Source organism: Micavibrio sp. TMED2 (genome assembly GCA_002168225.1).
GTDB lineage: Bacteria > Pseudomonadota > Alphaproteobacteria > TMED2 > TMED2 > TMED2.
Map to the genome: position 1 here is coordinate 1,568,068 of NHBH01000001.1, position 17,146 is coordinate 1,585,213.

Annotated in this window: 14 protein-coding genes; 9 read left to right on the forward strand and 5 right to left on the reverse strand. The window is 58.5% G+C overall.

Going from position 1 to position 17,146, the window contains the following annotated elements; translation table 11 throughout:
• Positions 1 to 168: 168 nt before the first annotated feature.
• Positions 169 to 2,343: a hypothetical protein gene (locus CBB62_07460; protein OUT42128.1), complete on the reverse strand. Its 2,175-nt coding sequence runs from the start codon at positions 2,341 to 2,343 to the stop codon at positions 169 to 171.
• 451 nt (positions 2,344 to 2,794) lie between these two features.
• Here CBB62_07460 and CBB62_07465 point away from each other — a divergent pair, with 451 nt between their 5' ends.
• The 4 genes from CBB62_07465 (at position 2,795) to CBB62_07480 (ending at position 7,496) form a co-directional block, all read left to right on the forward strand.
• On the forward strand, positions 2,795 to 3,685 hold the full coding sequence (locus tag CBB62_07465) for an ATPase (protein ID OUT42693.1): 891 nt from the start codon (positions 2,795 to 2,797) through the stop codon (positions 3,683 to 3,685).
• Between the two features lie 113 nt (positions 3,686 to 3,798).
• The gene (locus tag CBB62_07470) at positions 3,799 to 4,668 is read left to right on the forward strand and encodes a UTP--glucose-1-phosphate uridylyltransferase (GenBank protein ID OUT42129.1); all 870 of its coding nucleotides are present in this window, start codon (positions 3,799 to 3,801) and stop codon (positions 4,666 to 4,668) included.
• A 53-nt stretch (positions 4,669 to 4,721) separates the two neighbouring features.
• On the forward strand, positions 4,722 to 6,074 hold the full coding sequence (locus tag CBB62_07475) for a UDP-glucose 6-dehydrogenase (GenBank protein ID OUT42130.1): 1,353 nt from the start codon (positions 4,722 to 4,724) through the stop codon (positions 6,072 to 6,074).
• Positions 6,075 to 6,107: 33 nt separating this feature from the next.
• Positions 6,108 to 7,496: a phosphomannomutase gene (locus CBB62_07480; protein ID OUT42131.1), complete on the forward strand. Its 1,389-nt coding sequence runs from the start codon at positions 6,108 to 6,110 to the stop codon at positions 7,494 to 7,496.
• A 20-nt stretch (positions 7,497 to 7,516) separates the two neighbouring features.
• On the opposite strand, the gene CBB62_07485 is transcribed toward CBB62_07480, so the two are convergent.
• The 3 genes from CBB62_07485 to CBB62_07495 all read right to left on the reverse strand — a co-directional run bounded on the left by CBB62_07485 (position 7,517) and on the right by CBB62_07495 (position 10,060).
• Positions 7,517 to 7,849: a hypothetical protein gene (locus CBB62_07485; protein ID OUT42694.1), complete on the reverse strand. Its 333-nt coding sequence runs from the start codon at positions 7,847 to 7,849 to the stop codon at positions 7,517 to 7,519.
• Between the two features lie 53 nt (positions 7,850 to 7,902).
• Complete coding sequence (locus CBB62_07490) at positions 7,903 to 9,399, reverse strand: hypothetical protein (protein OUT42132.1); 1,497 nt, start codon at positions 9,397 to 9,399, stop codon at positions 7,903 to 7,905.
• Positions 9,400 to 9,724: 325 nt separating this feature from the next.
• Positions 9,725 to 10,060 (reverse strand): hypothetical protein, encoded by a 336-nt coding sequence (locus CBB62_07495; GenBank protein ID OUT42695.1) that lies wholly within the window; start codon positions 10,058 to 10,060, stop codon positions 9,725 to 9,727.
• 142 nt (positions 10,061 to 10,202) lie between these two features.
• Between CBB62_07495 and CBB62_07500 the strand changes: the two genes are divergently transcribed.
• From CBB62_07500 to CBB62_07520, 5 genes are all read left to right on the forward strand, one after another.
• Positions 10,203 to 10,565 (forward strand): hypothetical protein, encoded by a 363-nt coding sequence (locus tag CBB62_07500; GenBank protein OUT42133.1) that lies wholly within the window; start codon positions 10,203 to 10,205, stop codon positions 10,563 to 10,565.
• Positions 10,566 to 10,897: 332 nt separating this feature from the next.
• Positions 10,898 to 11,245: an ATP-dependent Clp protease adapter ClpS gene (locus CBB62_07505; GenBank protein OUT42696.1), complete on the forward strand. Its 348-nt coding sequence runs from the start codon at positions 10,898 to 10,900 to the stop codon at positions 11,243 to 11,245.
• A gap of 27 nt (positions 11,246 to 11,272) precedes the next feature.
• The gene (locus CBB62_07510) at positions 11,273 to 13,639 is read left to right on the forward strand and encodes an ATP-dependent Clp protease ATP-binding subunit ClpA (GenBank protein OUT42134.1); all 2,367 of its coding nucleotides are present in this window, start codon (positions 11,273 to 11,275) and stop codon (positions 13,637 to 13,639) included.
• A gap of 78 nt (positions 13,640 to 13,717) precedes the next feature.
• Complete coding sequence (locus CBB62_07515) at positions 13,718 to 14,842, forward strand: carnitine dehydratase (protein ID OUT42135.1); 1,125 nt, start codon at positions 13,718 to 13,720, stop codon at positions 14,840 to 14,842.
• Positions 14,763 to 15,881, forward strand: coding sequence for a hypothetical protein (locus CBB62_07520; protein OUT42136.1), 1,119 nt, complete (start codon positions 14,763 to 14,765; stop codon positions 15,879 to 15,881). The genes CBB62_07515 and CBB62_07520 overlap by 80 nt, the downstream gene beginning before the upstream one ends.
• Here the strand turns inward: CBB62_07520 and CBB62_07525 are convergent.
• Positions 15,878 to 17,083 (reverse strand): GNAT family N-acetyltransferase, encoded by a 1,206-nt coding sequence (locus tag CBB62_07525; protein OUT42697.1) that lies wholly within the window; start codon positions 17,081 to 17,083, stop codon positions 15,878 to 15,880. The genes CBB62_07520 and CBB62_07525 overlap by 4 nt on opposite strands.
• Positions 17,084 to 17,146: the final 63 nt, after the last annotated feature.

Below are 17,146 nucleotides of genomic sequence, written 5' to 3' on the forward strand. Positions count from 1 at the left end.
GATCGTATCATCAGCTACGGATAATTTATGACCATTATAAGTGAACACATAAATGCGAAAGGCGCAGGCACTGAATTGCTAAGGTTTTTTGACACGTCAAATGGCTTGACGGTAATTGCCTTGGCTTTTCAATGCCTGCGCCTTGCAAATCGCGCTGTGTATAGCCGATCAGTCGCCGCTGCCGATGGTCTCCATTTGCGACAGGTCGCGCGGGACCATCGGGCTGTCATCGGATGATGCGCCGTAATAGATGTCAGCGGCACCCATCGGCACCATCCCCATGCTGCCCTGTCCGGCCTTGTTGACCGGCTGACGCTTTGGCAATGGGCGAGAGATCGGGCTGGACAGTGGACGGGCTGCAGGGGCGGTTGCCATGGCAGGTTCCGGCTGTGCCATCTGTTGCGGGCGTGGGGTCTGACGATCAAAGACAGGAGACTGCACCGGTGGCCGTGCCGCCATCGGGCGGTGCGGTTGTGCGGCCTGTACTTGATTAGCCTGTACCTGAGCAACTTGTGGCTTCATCGGCTGCCGTGCAGCCATTGGCGTTGCACCGCTGCGCTTGATGCCGCCCATCATCAGATTGGCCGGACGCGGTGCGGTCATGCCGGTGGTCGGCGATGGCGCATAGGTTGCCTGCTGTGGTTGCTGTTGCTGGGGCGCCGGGCCAAGAGACTGCACCTCAACCTGATAATCATCCTCAGCAGCCATCTCGGCAGCATGACCGTCATTGTATCCGGCAGCGTATCCGACAGCCGTGGCGGTTTCCGCAACCGCTGGCTTGTGGATGGTCTGGCCGATCAGCTGTGCCGCAGAAGCGGGCAGAGGCGACTGCGCAACCCGTGCGGATACTGCCTTCGGCGCAACCGCATAATTGGCGGCAGCCGGTGGGGTAGGCAGCAATGGTGGCGCGGTCGGGCGGGTCGGCAGTTGCGGCGTCTTGGCGGCAAAGGCGCGTGAGGCAGCAGCGGCCAATACGGGATCACCGCCGGAGAGCGCACGGACCCAGAATTCACGCAGCTTGGCCGGTACGTCGAACCATTCGGCAGCTGCCTTGGCCCAGACCCAAACGGTTTCCGCCCGTGCCTGGCTTGGCAGGGCATGGAACAGGTCGCGGAACCAGTCATCGCGCATGCACTCCATAAAGGCGTGCAGGGTCCATGTGCGGACAGCGCCGGGGGCAACGGTCTCGCCGGAGCGGGCCAGCACTTCGTACTCGACCTCATAGAATTCCGGAGCCCGACCATCGCGGACATTCTCCGCCATCACGATGGCGGCGGTGGCAGCGGTGGTGATGGCGATCGGTGCCAGCCCACGAGCCTCGAACCGGGCTTCGATGGTTGCCTCGAAATCACGCATCCCACGGGACGCGAGCTTTTTCTGCGGTGGCTTGGCCATCTGTTGGGCAACCGGCACACGCGGGGCCATGGCAACCGGTGCTTGTGCGCGGTTGATGGCTGGTGCTGGTGCAGGCTTCGCTGTTTGTGGAGCGCCCGGCTGCTTGCTGATCTGTGGCTGTGGCGCAGGGCGCTGCATGCTCGGGCGCTGGTGTTGAGCGGCGGGCGCTGCCTGCTGCTCTACCCGTGGTTGCACCTTTCTGACTGGTGCGCTCTGGCCCTGAGCCTGACGCATGGCGACTTTGGGTTGCTGTGGCTTACCATTGGTGCTGCGACGCTTGCGCTTGGCGTTCAGGCGCGGTGCGCCGGATGGCCGCTTGATGCCCTGTTCCGGATCGAATTCCGGGCGGGCATTGCGCTGTTTGCCACCACGATCGGCACTGGCGGATTGTGGTTTGCGTGGCCGGTTCGGTTCGCTGCGCAGGGCAATCGCGCGCAGACCGCCCCACCAGCCGCGTTTCTGCGTGCCTTTCAGCTCAAGGCTGAGGGCATTGGCCAATGCTTTGCGCAGGGATTTGGTCTGACCGGCGAGCAGATTGATAGCCATGGCCGGTTTGCCGGCAATCTGGTCATCGGGATAGTCGTGATACAGGCTGGCAGCCAGATCGGCCCATTCGTCATAGAAACGGTAGCGGTCGGCAGCGGGCAGGCGATCAACTGCCTTCTGGAACGCCGGGTGGCGCATGGCGTCGCGCACGACCAGAACAATCCGGGACAGGGTCAGCCATTTCGGCAGTTCCTCATCGGCCAGTTCGGTGGCAATCTGCCGCTCGATCCGACGCAGGGACGGGGCCTGACGCATGGACAGGGCAGTGGCGACCTCATCGATCAGCCATTCGGTCGCGCTTTCCTGCTGCAGGCGCATCGGGTCCGATGGCTCGCCCGGCAGGGAGGCCACGCTCTGGTTAATGAGCAGGTCGATGTCGTCTGCGGTCAGCATATTACCCATGCCAGTCACCTTGTTCTCTTTACTATATGTTGTGCGATCACCAGTTCTGGTCACCGCCCAACGGCAATATTCACAACTGATAGTGCTCTTCCTGAGTGCTTAACACCACATCTAGCATTGCCTGTTTCCGAGTCGGAAGGATGAAATGCATGGATTCGCAGATTTTCAGTGGATAATTTGTGGTTGAAATCCGCTTCACCCACAATATTTGGTGTTCTGTGCCGTTGTGAGGGGCCGTTTTCCGTCTCTCGAATCGATTTTTGCCGAATCGGCTTTTGTGGTGCCGGGCAATGAAACCTGCCGGATCATGGGCAGCGGTTACCGTGAAACAGCGCCGGAAATCTGCCGATTTGCAATTTGGCTCGACAGGCAAAACGCCATAGTCTTGCCAAGCTGAGCGGCAATAATGCAGGACATGTTGAACAAACATACCGTCAAGATGAAGCAACCAATGTCAGTAGCAGCAGCATTCGATCCCCGGTCCAACCCCCAGCGCGGTGGCGGTGCCATCGCCGGGTGCCATGTGATTGTCTTCGGTAACGAGAAGGGCGGTTCCGGCAAGTCCACGACCGCCATGCATGTGATCGTCGGCCTGCTGCGTGAGGGCTACCGGGTCGGCTCGATCGATCTTGATGCCCGTCAGGGTACGCTGACCCGCTATTTTGAGCGGCGGCTTGAGCGGCGTAATGCCCGCTCCAGCGATCTGCCTTGTCCGAACCACCGGGCCGTGTTCCGCTCCGATGCTGCAACCAAGGCGGAGATGGAGGCCGAGGAGCGCGCGGCCCTCGGTGCCGCGATTGAGGCGCTGGCACCGGAAGCGGATGTGCTGGTGATTGATGCGCCGGGCTCGGACAATTATCTGAGCCGTCTCGGCCACAGCTATGCCGATACGCTGATCACGCCGATGAATGACAGCTTCATCGACCTTGATCTGCTGGCCACCATTGATCCCGAGACCCTCGCGGTTATCAAGCCGAGCGTTTACAGCGAACTGGTCTGGGAAACCCGCAAGCAGCGGATGATCCGGGATCGTGGGTCGATTGACTGGATCGTCATGCGCAATCGTCTCGGCCACATTGACGCCCGCAACAAGCGCGACATTGCCGCGATCCTCGCCCAACTCGGCAAACGGATCGGTTTCCGGCAAGCGCCGGGTTTCGGTGAGCGGGTGATTTTCCGCGAGTTGTATCTGAAGGGGCTGACCCTGCTCGATCTGGTCGAGGATGGCGAGATTACCCTCAATATGTCCCATATCGCCGCGCGTCAGGAAGTGCGCAGTCTGATCGACCAGATCAACCTGCCGCCACTGTCGGAAATCGCCCAGAGCAGCGGCCAACTATAGGTTCAAATGATACCAATGGTTGTCCTTCCCGCTCGGGAACTCTATGACTGTTGGTGCGTTTTCTCTCGGTGACACTTCCTGTCACCGATATTCACAGATAAAAAATTGAGTTCATGACACGTCAAGTACGTAAAGCTGTTTTCCCGGTAGCCGGTCTCGGCTCCCGTTTCCTGCCTGCAACCAAGGTCATGCCGAAAGAGATGCTGACGCTGGTTGATAAGCCCCTGATCCAGTACGCGGTTGAAGAAGCCCGTGCCGCCGGGGTCGAGAGCTTCGCCTTTGTTACCAGTCAGGGCAAAACCCTGATTGAGGACCATTTCGACAGCCATTACGAACTCTACGAAACGCTTGAGCGCCGCGGCAAGGAAGCCGAACTCGCCAGTGCCAAGGCGACCGAGATCGCCGCCGGTGACCTCGCGATCATGCGCCAGCACACGCCGCTCGGCCTCGGCCATGCTGTCTGGTGCGCCCGTGACTTTATCGGCAATGAGCCATTCGCGGTTATCCTGCCTGACGATGTGATCCTGTCCAAAACCCCGGCGCTGAAACAGATGGTTGATGCCTACAGCAAGGTCGGCGGCAATATGGTTGCGGTTGAGGAAGTGCCGATGGAACAGGTCCATCGCTACGGCATCCTCGATGTGGATCAGGATGATGGCAAGATCGCCAGTGCCAAGGGGCTGGTTGAGAAGCCGAATGCCGAGGATGCGCCCTCAAACCTGTCGATCATCGGGCGCTATATCCTGCAGCCCGAGATTTTCGACATTCTGGACAAGCGTGAGACCGGTGCCGGTGGCGAAATCCAGCTGACCGATGCGATTGCCAAGATGATCGGCCCGATGCCGTTCCATGGTTTCCGCTTTGATGGTACACGCTATGACTGCGGCAACAAGGCTGGCTTCGTGGCGGCCAATGTCGCCTTTGCCATGGCGCGCGAAGACGTCGCCGATGATGTGCGCAACATGGTAAAAGATCTGGTCTGATCCATTTATCTGTCGTCCGGTAACGGGCGAACCCGACGGGGCAGGGAAGTAACATGCGTATAGCGATGGTTGGTACGGGCTATGTCGGCTTGGTATCGGGGGCCTGCTTTTCCGAATTTGGTCACGAGACGGTTTGTGTCGATCTCGATGCCAACAAAATCGATGAGTTGAAGCGCGGCGTGATCCCGATTTACGAGCCGGGCCTCGACACGCTGGTCAATGGCAATGCCGCCGCCGGGCGCCTCAGCTTTACCACCGATCTTGCGCAGGCGGTTGCCGAGGCCGATGCGGTGTTTATCGCGGTCGGCACCCCAACCCGTCGCGGCGATGGCCATGCAGATTTGACATATGTCTATGATGCGGCCCGGCAGATCGCCATGGCAGCAACCGGCTATACGGTTATTGTCACCAAATCTACAGTTCCGGTCGGCACCAGCCGTGAGGTCGCCCGCATTGTCGCCGAGGCCAATCCGCATGTTGAGTTCGATGTCTGCTCGAACCCGGAATTCCTGCGTGAAGGGTCGGCGATCAATGATTTCATGCGTCCTGACCGGGTGGTTATCGGCTGTAATTCCGAACGTGCGCTTGAGGTCATGACCGCGCTGTATCGTCCACTGTTCCTCAATGAAACGCCGATCCTGAACACGACGCTGGAAACGGCGGAGCTGACCAAATATGCCGCCAATGCCTTTCTGGCGACCAAGATCACCTTCATCAACGAGATGGCTGATCTGTGCGAGAAGGTCGGCGGCAATGTACAGGATGTGGCGCGCGGGATTGGTCTCGATGGCCGGATCGGGCGCAAGTTCCTGAATGCTGGCCCCGGCTATGGTGGCTCATGCTTCCCCAAGGATACGCTGGCGTTGTGCAAGACCGCAGCGGATTATGACGCGCCGTCCCGTATCGTCGAGGCAGTGGTCGAGGTCAATAACAGCCGCAAGGCCGCCATGGCTGACCGCGTCCTGAAGGCGCTGGGCAGCAAGGCGAAGGGCGCAACCGTTGCCGTGCTCGGCGTTACCTTCAAGCCGAATACCGATGATATGCGCGATGCACCCAGTCTCGACATCATCCCGGCACTGCAACGGGCAGGTTGCACCATCCGCGCCTTTGATCCGGTCGGGATGAAGGAGGCTGAAAAGCTATTGCCTGATGTAGCCTGGTGCCGCGATGCCTATGATGCCATGACCGATGCCGATTGCCTCGTCATCATCACCGAATGGAATGAGTTCCGTGCCCTGCAGATTGACCGGGTGCGGGAACTGTTGAGCGAGCCGCTGGTTGTTGACCTGCGCAATATCTACAAGCCGGACGATATGGCCGAGGCGGGCTTTACCTATCTCTCCATTGGCCGACCCACAATTCCACCGACCAGGGAAGCCGGTGTTACGCTGGTGGCCAATACCTGATTTTGAATACTAAAAAGACTGGATGATTTCCTCATGACCGATACCCATAAATTCGACCCCACCGTTCTGCGTGAATACGATATCCGTGGCATCGTCGGTGATACGCTGACCGTTGAGGACGCCCGTGCCCTTGGCCGTGCCTTCGGCAGCATGATCGCCGAGCAGGGGGACAATCACGAGGTCTGTGTCGGTTATGATGGCCGGATCAGCTCTCCCGATCTTGAGGAAGGGATTGTCGAGGGGCTGGTTTCCACCGGCATGCGGGTAAACCGGGTCGGCATGGGCCCGACGCCGATGCTGTATTTCTCGGTCAAGCATATGGGCGCTGCCGGTGGCATCATGGTTACCGGTTCGCACAACCCGCCGGAGTATAACGGCTTCAAGATGCTGACCACTGGCGGGCCGCTGTTCGGTGATGCCATTCAGGCGCTTGGCAAACGCGCAGCAGAAGGACGCTTCGCCAATGGCATGGGCGATGCCGAGAAGGTTGATGTCAAGGCGGCCTATGTCGAGAAGCTGATGTCGATTGCCGATATTCCCAATCCGCTGAAGGTGGTCTGGGACTTCGGGAATGGTGCTGCCGGTGCCGTGGCGAAGGAAACTCTCGCCGGGCTGCCGGGTGAGCATATTACGCTGTTTGAGGATGTGGACGGTAACTTCCCGAACCACCATCCCGACCCGACTGTACCGAAAAATCTGGTCGATCTGCAGCAGGCGGTCGCCAAGCATGGTGCCGATCTCGGCGTTGCCTTTGACGGTGACGGTGATCGTATCGGTGCCGTGGATGAAAAGGGCGAAATCCTGTTCGGTGACCATCTGATTGCGATCTATGCAACCGACATTCTGGCCCAGCATCCGGGTGGTACGGTGATCGCTGATGTGAAGGCAAGCCAGACCCTGTTTGACGAGATTGCCCGCCTCGGCGGCAAGCCGGTGATGTGGAAGACCGGGCACAGCCTGATCAAGGACAAGATGAAGGAGCTCGATGCCCCGCTCGCCGGTGAGATGAGCGGCCATATCTTCTTCCGCGACAATTACGGCTTTGATGATGCGGTCTATTGCGCGATCAAGCTGATCTCTATCGCCTCACGGTCCGGTAAACCGGCCTCGGCGCTGACCGCCCATCTGCCCGCAACCCATGCGACACCCGAGACCCGTTTTCAGGTCGATGAGTCCAGAAAGTTTCCGGCCATCACCGAGGTCCAGAAACGCCTCGCCGCAGTCGATGGCCTTGAGGTGAACGATATGGACGGTGTACGGGTGAATACCTCTGACGGCTGGTGGCTGCTGCGTGCATCGAACACGCAGGATGTGCTGGTTGCTCGTGCGGAATCCACGACCGAAGAGGGGCTGGAGCGCCTCAAGAAGATGGTCCGCGACCAACTGGCCGAGAGCGGTATCGAAGCACCTGCCGATTTCTGATTACTGCGTGCCTGTGCAGGTCAGCGGGGGACTGCCAGTTCCACAGTGGTCCCGCCATAGCCATGCACCTTGTCATGAGCACGGATCGTTACCGTATCTATGCCCGGCGGGATGAGTACGCTGGTGGCACTGCGGGTGAAGGGTTGTTCCTCAACATGCGGATGCAGCAATTCCCGTGTGGCCAGAACCGTGCCATCCGGTGACACGATCTCGAACCCGTCCGCATAGTGATCCCAGCCGGTGTCCGCATGCTGGATTGTCGCTGATACCTGATAGCTATCGAGACCGGTCTGTTTGATCTCTGCCCCAATGACATCAGCCTCGCCGGCATGTGCGGGCGAGGCTGTGATCATGGCCAGCAACAGGCCCAATAGTAGCGGGCGTTTGGCTGGCAGTTTTGCCGACATTATTGTGAAGCGGTGTTCTGGATCGCGAGGCAGCCGATGCCGCTACGCTCCAGCTTGCGGCAGGCATCGCGTGCGGTTGTCTCATCAAGACCGGCGAGGCGGGCCCGATACAGGGTGCCACGACCGGTGACCAGCGGCTTGACCCGTGGCTCGGCCCAGCTCAACAGTTCCGGTGCAGCAGAAACCGCATTTGAGATGGCAACGCTGGTGCGATCCTCACTGCGGAAGGCTCCGACCTGAATGCTCCAGCCGCCAAGCAGGCTGGCGATCGAGGCGCTGTCACCGTCAAGACTATCCGCAGGCAGGTCTTCCAGATCAATGGCACCCAGTTCGCGGTCGCCCTGACCATGCTCATCCTCGATATCGAAGTCTTCAACCGATGGTGAGACCGGGCCGAGGCCGGCGATAACCAGTTTTGGTGCCGGGGCGGCAATGTCAGGTTTGGCTGATGGAATTGCCGGGACATTGAGCATGTCTTCCGGCATCACATCAGGCTGTGGCTGGTTGGCGGCAATGGTAACCGGCAGGGCAGCAACCGCCTGGGTGTCAGCTTTGAGGAAGGTTGGCTTGTCGGTCATGGCAACCTGCAGCACCCGGTTTTCAGCAACAGCAACCTCGGTGGCATTTGCACCCGGACGACGGGTCGGGATCGGTGGCGTGCCGGCCAGTACCAGACTGCGGGAATTGGCTGTTTCAAAGCCGCGATCCAGCAGTTTAACCATGTGATTGTTGCGTCGTGCCGAGGTGCGGCCACCGAAGACAACACCGATGATCCGGCGGCCATCACGCTGGGCCGAGGCCACGAGATTGAAACCGGAGGCATTGATGTAGCCGGTCTTGATGCCGTCCACGCCGTCATAGTGGCCCAGCAGCTTGTTATGGTTGCGATAGCTGCGGCCCTTGTAGGCGAAGCTGCGGGTGCTGAAATAGGTGTAGTAATCCGGGAAGCGCGAGATCATGACCCGGGCGAGGGTGGCCATATCGCGTGCGGTCGAGCGCTGATAGCGATTGGGCAGGCCACTTGCATTACGGAAGGTGGTGCGGCTCATGCCGAGCTGGCGGGCACGGTCGGTCATCTTGCGCGCAAACTGGATTTCCGAACCGGCGATTGCCTCACCGATCACTACCGCAACATCATTCGCCGACTTGGTCACCAGCGCCAGAATGGCATCTTCCATCTTGATGGTGGAGCCGACCGGCAGACCCAGCTTCGATGGCGGCATACCGGCAGCGCGTTTGGAAACTTTCAACTGATCGTCGAGTTTAATCTCTTTGCGTTCCAGTGCCTCGAATACCATGAACAGGGTCATGATCTTGGTCAGGGAGGCAGGATAGAGCTGCTTGTCCGCCATATCTTCCGACAGCACTTCCCCGGTATAGGCATCAACAACGATTGAGCCGTATTTGGGGTTGGCATGCGCGGGTTTCGGCGATGCAGCAGTGATAATTGCCAGGGCAGTGACTGCCATCAAAACAATGCCGACTTTGCGGCCCATATGGCGAGATTTCACTCGCATGGTTGTTTTAGCAGATAGATTCATAAGGGGGGCTTTCCGATCTACAGCTCTAGGTGACCTAAAGGTTATGTGTGAATTTTTGCTTTGTCCAACCCTTTAAAACCCTAGCCTTACAAAGGAAAATGCGGATTCAGAATTGTCACAGTCTGGCTTAAATCCGGTTAAAATTTAATTTGAAATTTAATTGTTTGTATGTGGGCGTATGTTGCGCTGCACAAAAACGGTTGACATGTTCCCATATCATCCCATATCCCATTGGCGTGTTGCGGTGCACAAAAAGCATTTTGGCCCGGCAACGCATCAATTAGGGACGAGTAATTGAGGCTTCTGACATGAGCGAACAAGCACAAGAAAAACCAGCGGCATCTGCAGAGAAGCCAGCTGCCGACGCACCGGCAAAGGCTGCGGCACCAGCTGCCAAGCCAGCTGAGAAAAAATCGGCAACCGCCACCACCGACAGCCCGGCCAGCGTGCGCCGCGCCGCTGCCAGCCAGGCCGCTGCTGCCAAAACCGCAGCAGAGACCGCGCCAGCGGCTCCGGCTGCCAAGGCTGCACCTAAAGCGGCACCAAAGGCAAAGGCACCGGCCAAACCAAAAGCCAAGCCTGCTGCGAAAGCGGCCGCTAAACCGGCTGCAGCCAAAAAAGCTGCGCCAAAGAAAAAGGCTGCTCCTGCCAAGTCACGCGTGACCAAGGCAAAGGCAACCAAACCAGTCTCCAAACCAAGTGTGTCAGCCAAAAAATCTGCCACCAATCCATTTGCTACCTTGAAAGGACTACCAGTTATGAACGCTTCTGTTATGGGTAACCTCGAAGACTTCCAAAGCATGGGCAAAGACAATGTCGACGCCATGGTTCAATCTTCCAAAATCCTCACCAAAGGCATGGAAGACCTGACCCGCGCATTCTTCGATCTGGCTCAGAATTCTGTCGAGCAGTCTGTTGCTGTCAGCCAAGCTATGCTGAAAGCCAAGACCCTCAAGGAAGTCACTGACATGCAGAACGACCTCGTCAAAAAGAGCTTTGACCAGTTCGTTGCTGAAGGCACCAAACTTTCCGAACTGTCTGTGAAAGTTGCCAACGACGCTGCTGAACCTCTGACCAGCCGCATGAACGAAGTTGCTTCACGCTTCAGCGCTTCTGCATAAGCGGTCGTAAACGACATATCTGACTGATATCGACATCGATAATCGGTCGGCGAATCATAGCGCCTCGGTTGCCAAAACCGGGGCGCTATTTATTTGCGGTTAGAACGATCGGCGACAAATGCCGGGCTTATGCATATTTTTGCAGGTTTTTTTATTTTTAACGGGATAGCTCTTTGAATACGGAGTTCGCTTCTCATATCATATACTGAGTACTGGCAGAGGTGGTCGGCCTCGGGTTTCCTGACATTGCAAGAGCCGAAGCTGACCATATCGCGGGGCATACCGATCAGGATAATGCCGGATAGATTAAAGGGTCAGCGGCTTCGGGAATGATGGAAGATATCAGATCAGCAGGGCAGGAGGACGATAACGACAATGACGGTGGTACCGGTACCGGCGTCGTCGTTAAGCCGAAGGTCCAGACAAAAAAGCCATCGCTCTATCGCGTACTCATGCTGAACGACGACTACACACCGATGGAATTTGTGGTCCACGTTCTGGAACGTTTTTTCAACAAGACCCGCGAGGAATCAACACGCATCATGCTGCATGTGCATAAGCGTGGGGTCGGGGTTTGTGGCGTTTTCACCTATGAAATCGCCGAGACCAAGGTTCAGCAAGTTATGGACTTCGCCCGGCAGCATCAGCATCCGCTGCAATGTACGCTGGAGAAGGAATGATCGCCGCAACGAAAGGATGGCCACTGGATGTTATCGCGTAATTTAGAACAGACGCTACATCGGGCACTCGGGTTCGCGAATGAGCGCAGTCATGAATATGCGACGCTTGAGCATTTGCTCCTGTCCCTGACAGATGATCAGGACGCCGTTGCGGTTATGCGCGCCTGCAATGTCGATCTCGACAAAATCCGCGGCGAGGTTGTCGATTATCTGGACAATGAATTGTCCAACCTCGTGGTCTCGACGCCTGAGGATGCAAAACCCACCGCCGGTTTCCAGCGTGTGCTGCAGCGGGCAGCCATTCATGTCCAGTCTTCCGGCCGGGAAGAGGTAACCGGTGCCAATGTGCTGGTCGCCCTGTTCTCCGAACGGGAGAGCCATGCAGTCTACTTCCTGCAGGAACAGGACATGACCCGTTTCGATGCGGTCAATTATATCTCGCACGGTATCGCCAAGGTGCCGGGCAAGGGCGATGCCAAGCGCAGCGCGCCAAGCGGTGCCGATGAGGAAGCTACCGGCGAGAAGGTGGTCAAGAAGGGCCGCGAGGCGCTTGATGCCTATTGCGTCAACCTCAACGAGAAGGCCGCGAGCGGCAAGATCGATCCGCTGATCGGTCGTGAGCATGAGGTCGAGCGTACGATCCAGATCCTGTGCCGTCGCTCCAAGAACAACCCGCTTTATGTCGGTGATCCCGGCGTGGGTAAAACCGCCATTGCGGAAGGTCTCGCCCGGCGTATCGTCAAGGGCGATGTGCCCGAGGTGCTGCGTGAAGCCACCATCTTCTCGCTCGATATGGGCGCGTTGCTTGCCGGTACCCGGTATCGCGGTGACTTCGAGGAACGCCTGAAATCGGTTGTCTCCGAACTGGAACAGATTGATCAGGCCGTGCTGTTCATCGATGAGATTCATACGGTGATCGGTGCCGGTGCCACCTCCGGTGGGGCCATGGATGCGTCGAACCTGCTGAAGCCGGCATTGGCCAGCGGTGAATTGCGCTGCATCGGGTCTACCACCTACAAGGAATACCGCAATCACTTCGAGAAGGATCGGGCGCTGGTACGCCGGTTCCAAAAGATCGATGTGAAGGAACCATCGCTGGAAGATGCGGTGAAAATCCTCATGGGCCTCAAGCCCTATTACGAGGAGCATCACGGTGTAAAATACACTGCCGATGCGATCCGTACTGCGGTTGACCTGTCGGCCCGCTATATCGGTGACCGCAAGCTGCCGGACAAGGCGATTGACGTGATCGATGAGGTCGGGGCAGCGCAGATGCTGGTACCGCCGAGCAAGCGCAAGAAGCAGATTTCCGTCAAGGATATCGAGGCTGTTGTCGCACAGATCGCGCGTATCCCGCCGAAGAGCGTCAGCCGCGATGACAAGGAAGTGCTGAAGTCGCTTGAGAAGAACCTCAAGACCATGGTCTTCGGTCAGGACAGTGCCATCGAGGCGCTGACCAGTGCGATCAAGCTCGCCCGTGCGGGCCTGCGCGATCCCGAGAAGCCGATCGGCAACTACCTGTTCTCCGGTCCGACCGGTGTCGGTAAAACCGAGGTCGCCAAGCAACTGGCGATGAATCTCGGCATCGAACTGACCCGTTTCGACATGTCGGAATATATGGAGCGTCACAGCGTCTCCCGTCTGATCGGTGCGCCGCCGGGTTATGTCGGTTTCGATCAGGGCGGTATGCTTACCGATGCGGTTGATCAGAACCCGCATTGCGTGTTGCTGCTCGACGAGATCGAGAAGGCGCATCCGGATCTGTACAACATCATGCTGCAGATCATGGATTACGGGAAGCTGACCGACCATAACGGCAAGACAGTGGATTTCCGCAATGTCATCATCATCATGACGACGAATGCGGGCGCTGCCGAACAGGCCAAACCGGCAATAGGCTTCGGGTCATCTGTGCGTACCGGCGAGGATATGGAAGCGATCAACCGGATGTTTACGCCGGAGTTCCGCAACCGTCTCGACGCCATTATCCCGTTCGCCGCACTGGCGGAAGACACCATCGACAAAGTGGTCGAGAAGTTCGTCATCCAGCTGGAGGCGCAACTGGCCGATCGCGGTGTGACCATCGAGCTGTCCAACCCGGCTCGCGGCTGGATTGCCAAGAAGGGCTATGATCCGGTCATGGGCGCACGGCCTCTGGGACGGGTCATTCAGGACGAGCTCAAAAAGCCATTGGCCGAGGAGCTGCTGTTCGGTGATCTGACCAAGGGTGGTATCGTTCATGTGGATCTGAAGGACGACAAGCTGGTGTTCAGCTTCGAGGAAGTCAAATCCGCGGCCAGCAGTTCGAGCAAGAAGACAACTAAAAAGCGCACGACCAAGAAGAAGTCATCGCCGAAATCCGGTGACGGCAAGCCGCTTGAGGAAATCTCTTAACCTTTAGCCATCAAAGGCAGTATCAGAAGACCGGCAGATATTTCTGCCGGTCTTTTTGTCTTCAGAGGTCTGGTGATCATGACGGATCAGACAACAGCGCTGTTGGCTGGTGTGCGGGTACTGGATTTGAGCCAGTATCTACCCGGTCCCTATGCCACCCAGTTGCTCGCCGATATGGGGGCAGAGGTGGTGAAGGTCGAGCCACCCGCCGGTGATCCCATGCGGTTTCTGGATCAACCGGCAGACAGCGATAAGGTCAGTCCGGTCTATCGGGCGATCAATGCCGGCAAGGCCGTCATCAATCTCAATCTGAAAGAAGAAGCAGACCGGGCGGTTCTGCGCGACCTTGTGGCACGCGCCGATATCCTGCTGGAGAGTTTCCGGCCCGGTGTGATGGCCCGGCTCGGCTTCTCGCCTGACGAACTGCGGGGCATGAATAGCCGGCTGGTGCATGTGGCTTTGTCCGGTTGGGGGCAGACGGGCCCCTATGCCTTGCGTGCCGGGCATGACATCAACTATCTGGCGCTTGCCGGTGGGCTGGCCGCGACCGGTACGGCTGACGAACCGGTAGCACCGTTCCCGCCGACCGGCGATATGGCGAGCGGTATGATGGCGGCGCTGTCAGCGCTCGGCGGGTTGTTGCGCGCACGGGCGACGGGTGAGGGCTGCTTCCTCGATGTGAGCATCATGGAGACGGCGTTGTCGTGGCAGTCATTCGGTCTGGCGGCTGCCGCAGGTGGTGCGCCGATCCAGAGGGGCCAGTCGCTGCTCAGCGGTGGTGCGGCCTGTTATCACCTGTACCGTACTGCCGATGACCGCTGGCTCAGTGTCGGCGCGATCGAGGCAAAGTTCTGGCAGCTGTTCTGCGATACGTTGCAGCATCCCGAATGGGCGGCGCGTCAGCATGAACAGCCGATGCCGCAAACCGGGCTGATCGGGGATGTGCAGGCGGTCATTGCCGAACAGTCGCTCGACCATTGGTGCGATGTGTTCCGTAATGTAGATTGCTGTGTCGAGCCGGTTCTCGACTGGCATGAGATTGCGCATCACGAGCATATCGCGGCGCGCGGCCAGATTGATGTATCCGCCGATATCCCGGCTGCCCTGATCGGCTTACGGATTGATGGCAATGCACCCGGTCCGCGCCGACCGGTCCGGTCGTTGGGCGCGCCTGCTGTGCTGGCGGCATGGCAAGGGGATTGAGATGCGGCGGCAGTTGTTGAAGGCAGGGGAGAAGGCGCTTGCCGGACTGTTTCTTCTGACAGTCGGTATCGCCGCCGCCTGGTTTTTGCGGGTCGACAGGGGCGCTCATGAATATCGTGCGCTGGTCCGCAGCATCATCGCGACCGATGCCGAGATATGGGATAATCGTGAGCAACCCTATGGCGGTTATGTGCTCTATCAGCGGCATTTCGAGTCCGACCCCGATTATGCCTGTACGCTCCGACAGCAGGCACCGAATGCACTGTTCATGACTGATCAGGAAGGTGGCTCGGTGGTTCGCCTGCATGATCCGGCAGAGGCGGTACCGGTAGCGCCTGCCGATGCTGTTGCGCTTGGCTTCGATGGATACCGCGCGGCCAGCATTGAGGTCGCGAGCCAGCTTCGGCAGCACTGTATCGATATCAATCTGGCACCGGTGATGGAACCGGCCACCGGCGATGTGATGCGCAGCGCCTCGACGGATATGGTGACGGCGGCTGAATATGCGACTGTGTTTGCCGATGCGATGCGGGCAGGCGGGGTTGTTCCCGTCTTCAAACATTTCCCCGGCTCAACCGGAGCCGCCCGCCGTCTGGATACCCATCCGGCCCTGATCTCCGGTGCGGAACCGATCCAGTATATCGAGACCTATGACGGACAGTTGCGGGATATCGCGCTGCATTATGGTCTCCTCTCTGCCGATGATATCGTCATGATCAGCAATAACCTCTATGACGGCTATGGCGATGGTCCGGCTGTGTTCAACACGCTGTTCTACGACTGGCTGCGTCAGGATATCGGCTTCAGGGGGCTTATCATCACCGACGACCTCGACGAGGTGCAGCTGCGCTATGATGATGTGCTGGTTGCCGCCAGAGAGGCAGATATGCTGATGGCCGTGCGTACGGCCCAGCGCGACAGGCTGGAGGCCATGTTGCTGAAGGCGATTGATATCGGCGATCTCGATCCCGAGATGCTGAAGCGCAAGGCCGCACGCTGGCAGGCATTGGTCAAGCGCCGGGCTGCCACGGCAAACTAACCGGTATCGCCGCTTTGTTTGAACGGGCTTTCCTGTTTCAGGGCGGCGATCTGGTGATCGATGGCGGCGCGTTCCTGACTGAGGAACTCCGAAACCGCGGTGCGGAAACCGGGATGAAAAATGAAATGTGAGGAATAGGTCTTGGTCGGCAGATAGCCGCGCTGGATTTTATGCTCGCCCTGCGCCCCGGCCTCGACGGTTTTCAAGCCATGCTCAATGGCGTGGTCGATGGCCTGATAGTAGCAGGCCTCGAAATGCAGGAACTTGTACTGGTCGAGACAGCCCCAGTTGCGCCCATAGAGCGTATCGCTGCCAATCATGTTGAAGGCACCAGCAATGATCTCGCCGTCATCCTCGGCTGTAACCAGCAGGATGCGGTCGGCCATGGTCTCATGGATGCGGTGGAAGAAGTCGCGGGTCAGATAGGCGCTGCCCCATTTGCGGTCACTGGTGTTGAGGTAGAACTGGAAAAACCGGTCCCAGTGTTCCGGCTTGAGATCATCACCGGTCAGGCGGCGCATGGTCAGGCCGCTGGTTTCAACCTGTGCCCGTTCCTTGCGGATTGCCTTGCGTTTGCGGGAGGTGAGGGCGGCCAGAAAATCATCGAAGCTGTCATAGCCGTCATTCTGCCAGTGATACTGGCAGCCGGTACGCGACAGCCATCCGGCATCCTGCAGGGCTTTCCATTCCGTTCTGGTGTTAAAGATCACATGGATGCTGGACAGGTCATAGCGCTCGGCCACCTGTTCGATGCCGCGCGCCATCAGGTAATAGCAATGCGTCGGATCGGCATCGGGATGCAACAGCAGGCGTGGGCCGGTCGCGGGTGCAAACGGTACCCCGCCGAGCAGCTTGGGATAATAGTTGCCACCGGCGCTCTCGAAGGCATGGGCCCAGCCATGGTCGAAGACATATTCGCCATAGGAATGGTTCTTGATATAGAGCGGCGCCACGCCGAGCACCTGATCGGTTGACTGCCGCCGCAGCATGATATGGCTGCCGAGCCAGCCGGTTTCCGGCGTTGCGGAGCCGCTCGCCTCAAGCGCATGAAGGAAGTCGTAGCAGACAAACGGATTGTCGGTTCCGGCACAGGCATCCCAGACTTCACGATCAATGTCATCGAGGCTGTGGACGGCCTCGATGATCAGATCATTGGTTTCCGGCGGTGCGGAATCGAGTGGGGTATCACTGCTGTCAGGCATGAAATTCATGATGTGCTGGGTGCGGACATACAATCATGTCGGCCATCCGCGCCCCAATGCAAG

What these genes read in the sequence shown, in the direction of transcription:
- CBB62_07465 (OUT42693.1), top strand. Translation starts at nt 2,795, where the DNA reads ATGTCAGTAGCAGCAGCATTCGATCCCCGGTCCAACCCCCAGCGCGGT.
- CBB62_07470 (OUT42129.1), top strand. Translation starts at nt 3,799, where the DNA reads ATGACACGTCAAGTACGTAAAGCTGTTTTCCCGGTAGCCGGTCTCGGC.
- CBB62_07505 (OUT42696.1), top strand. Translation starts at nt 10,898, where the DNA reads ATGGAAGATATCAGATCAGCAGGGCAGGAGGACGATAACGACAATGAC.
- CBB62_07490 (OUT42132.1), bottom strand. Translation starts at nt 9,399, where the DNA reads ATGGGCCGCAAAGTCGGCATTGTTTTGATGGCAGTCACTGCCCTGGCA.
- CBB62_07520 (OUT42136.1), top strand. Translation starts at nt 14,763, where the DNA reads ATGGCAATGCACCCGGTCCGCGCCGACCGGTCCGGTCGTTGGGCGCGC.
- CBB62_07510 (OUT42134.1), top strand. Translation starts at nt 11,273, where the DNA reads ATGTTATCGCGTAATTTAGAACAGACGCTACATCGGGCACTCGGGTTC.
- CBB62_07475 (OUT42130.1), top strand. Translation starts at nt 4,722, where the DNA reads ATGCGTATAGCGATGGTTGGTACGGGCTATGTCGGCTTGGTATCGGGG.
- CBB62_07485 (OUT42694.1), bottom strand. Translation starts at nt 7,849, where the DNA reads ATGATCACAGCCTCGCCCGCACATGCCGGCGAGGCTGATGTCATTGGG.
- CBB62_07525 (OUT42697.1), bottom strand. Translation starts at nt 17,083, where the DNA reads ATGCCTGACAGCAGTGATACCCCACTCGATTCCGCACCGCCGGAAACC.
- CBB62_07460 (OUT42128.1), bottom strand. Translation starts at nt 2,343, where the DNA reads ATGGGTAATATGCTGACCGCAGACGACATCGACCTGCTCATTAACCAG.
- CBB62_07480 (OUT42131.1), top strand. Translation starts at nt 6,108, where the DNA reads ATGACCGATACCCATAAATTCGACCCCACCGTTCTGCGTGAATACGAT.
- CBB62_07500 (OUT42133.1), top strand. Translation starts at nt 10,203, where the DNA reads ATGAACGCTTCTGTTATGGGTAACCTCGAAGACTTCCAAAGCATGGGC.
- CBB62_07515 (OUT42135.1), top strand. Translation starts at nt 13,718, where the DNA reads ATGACGGATCAGACAACAGCGCTGTTGGCTGGTGTGCGGGTACTGGAT.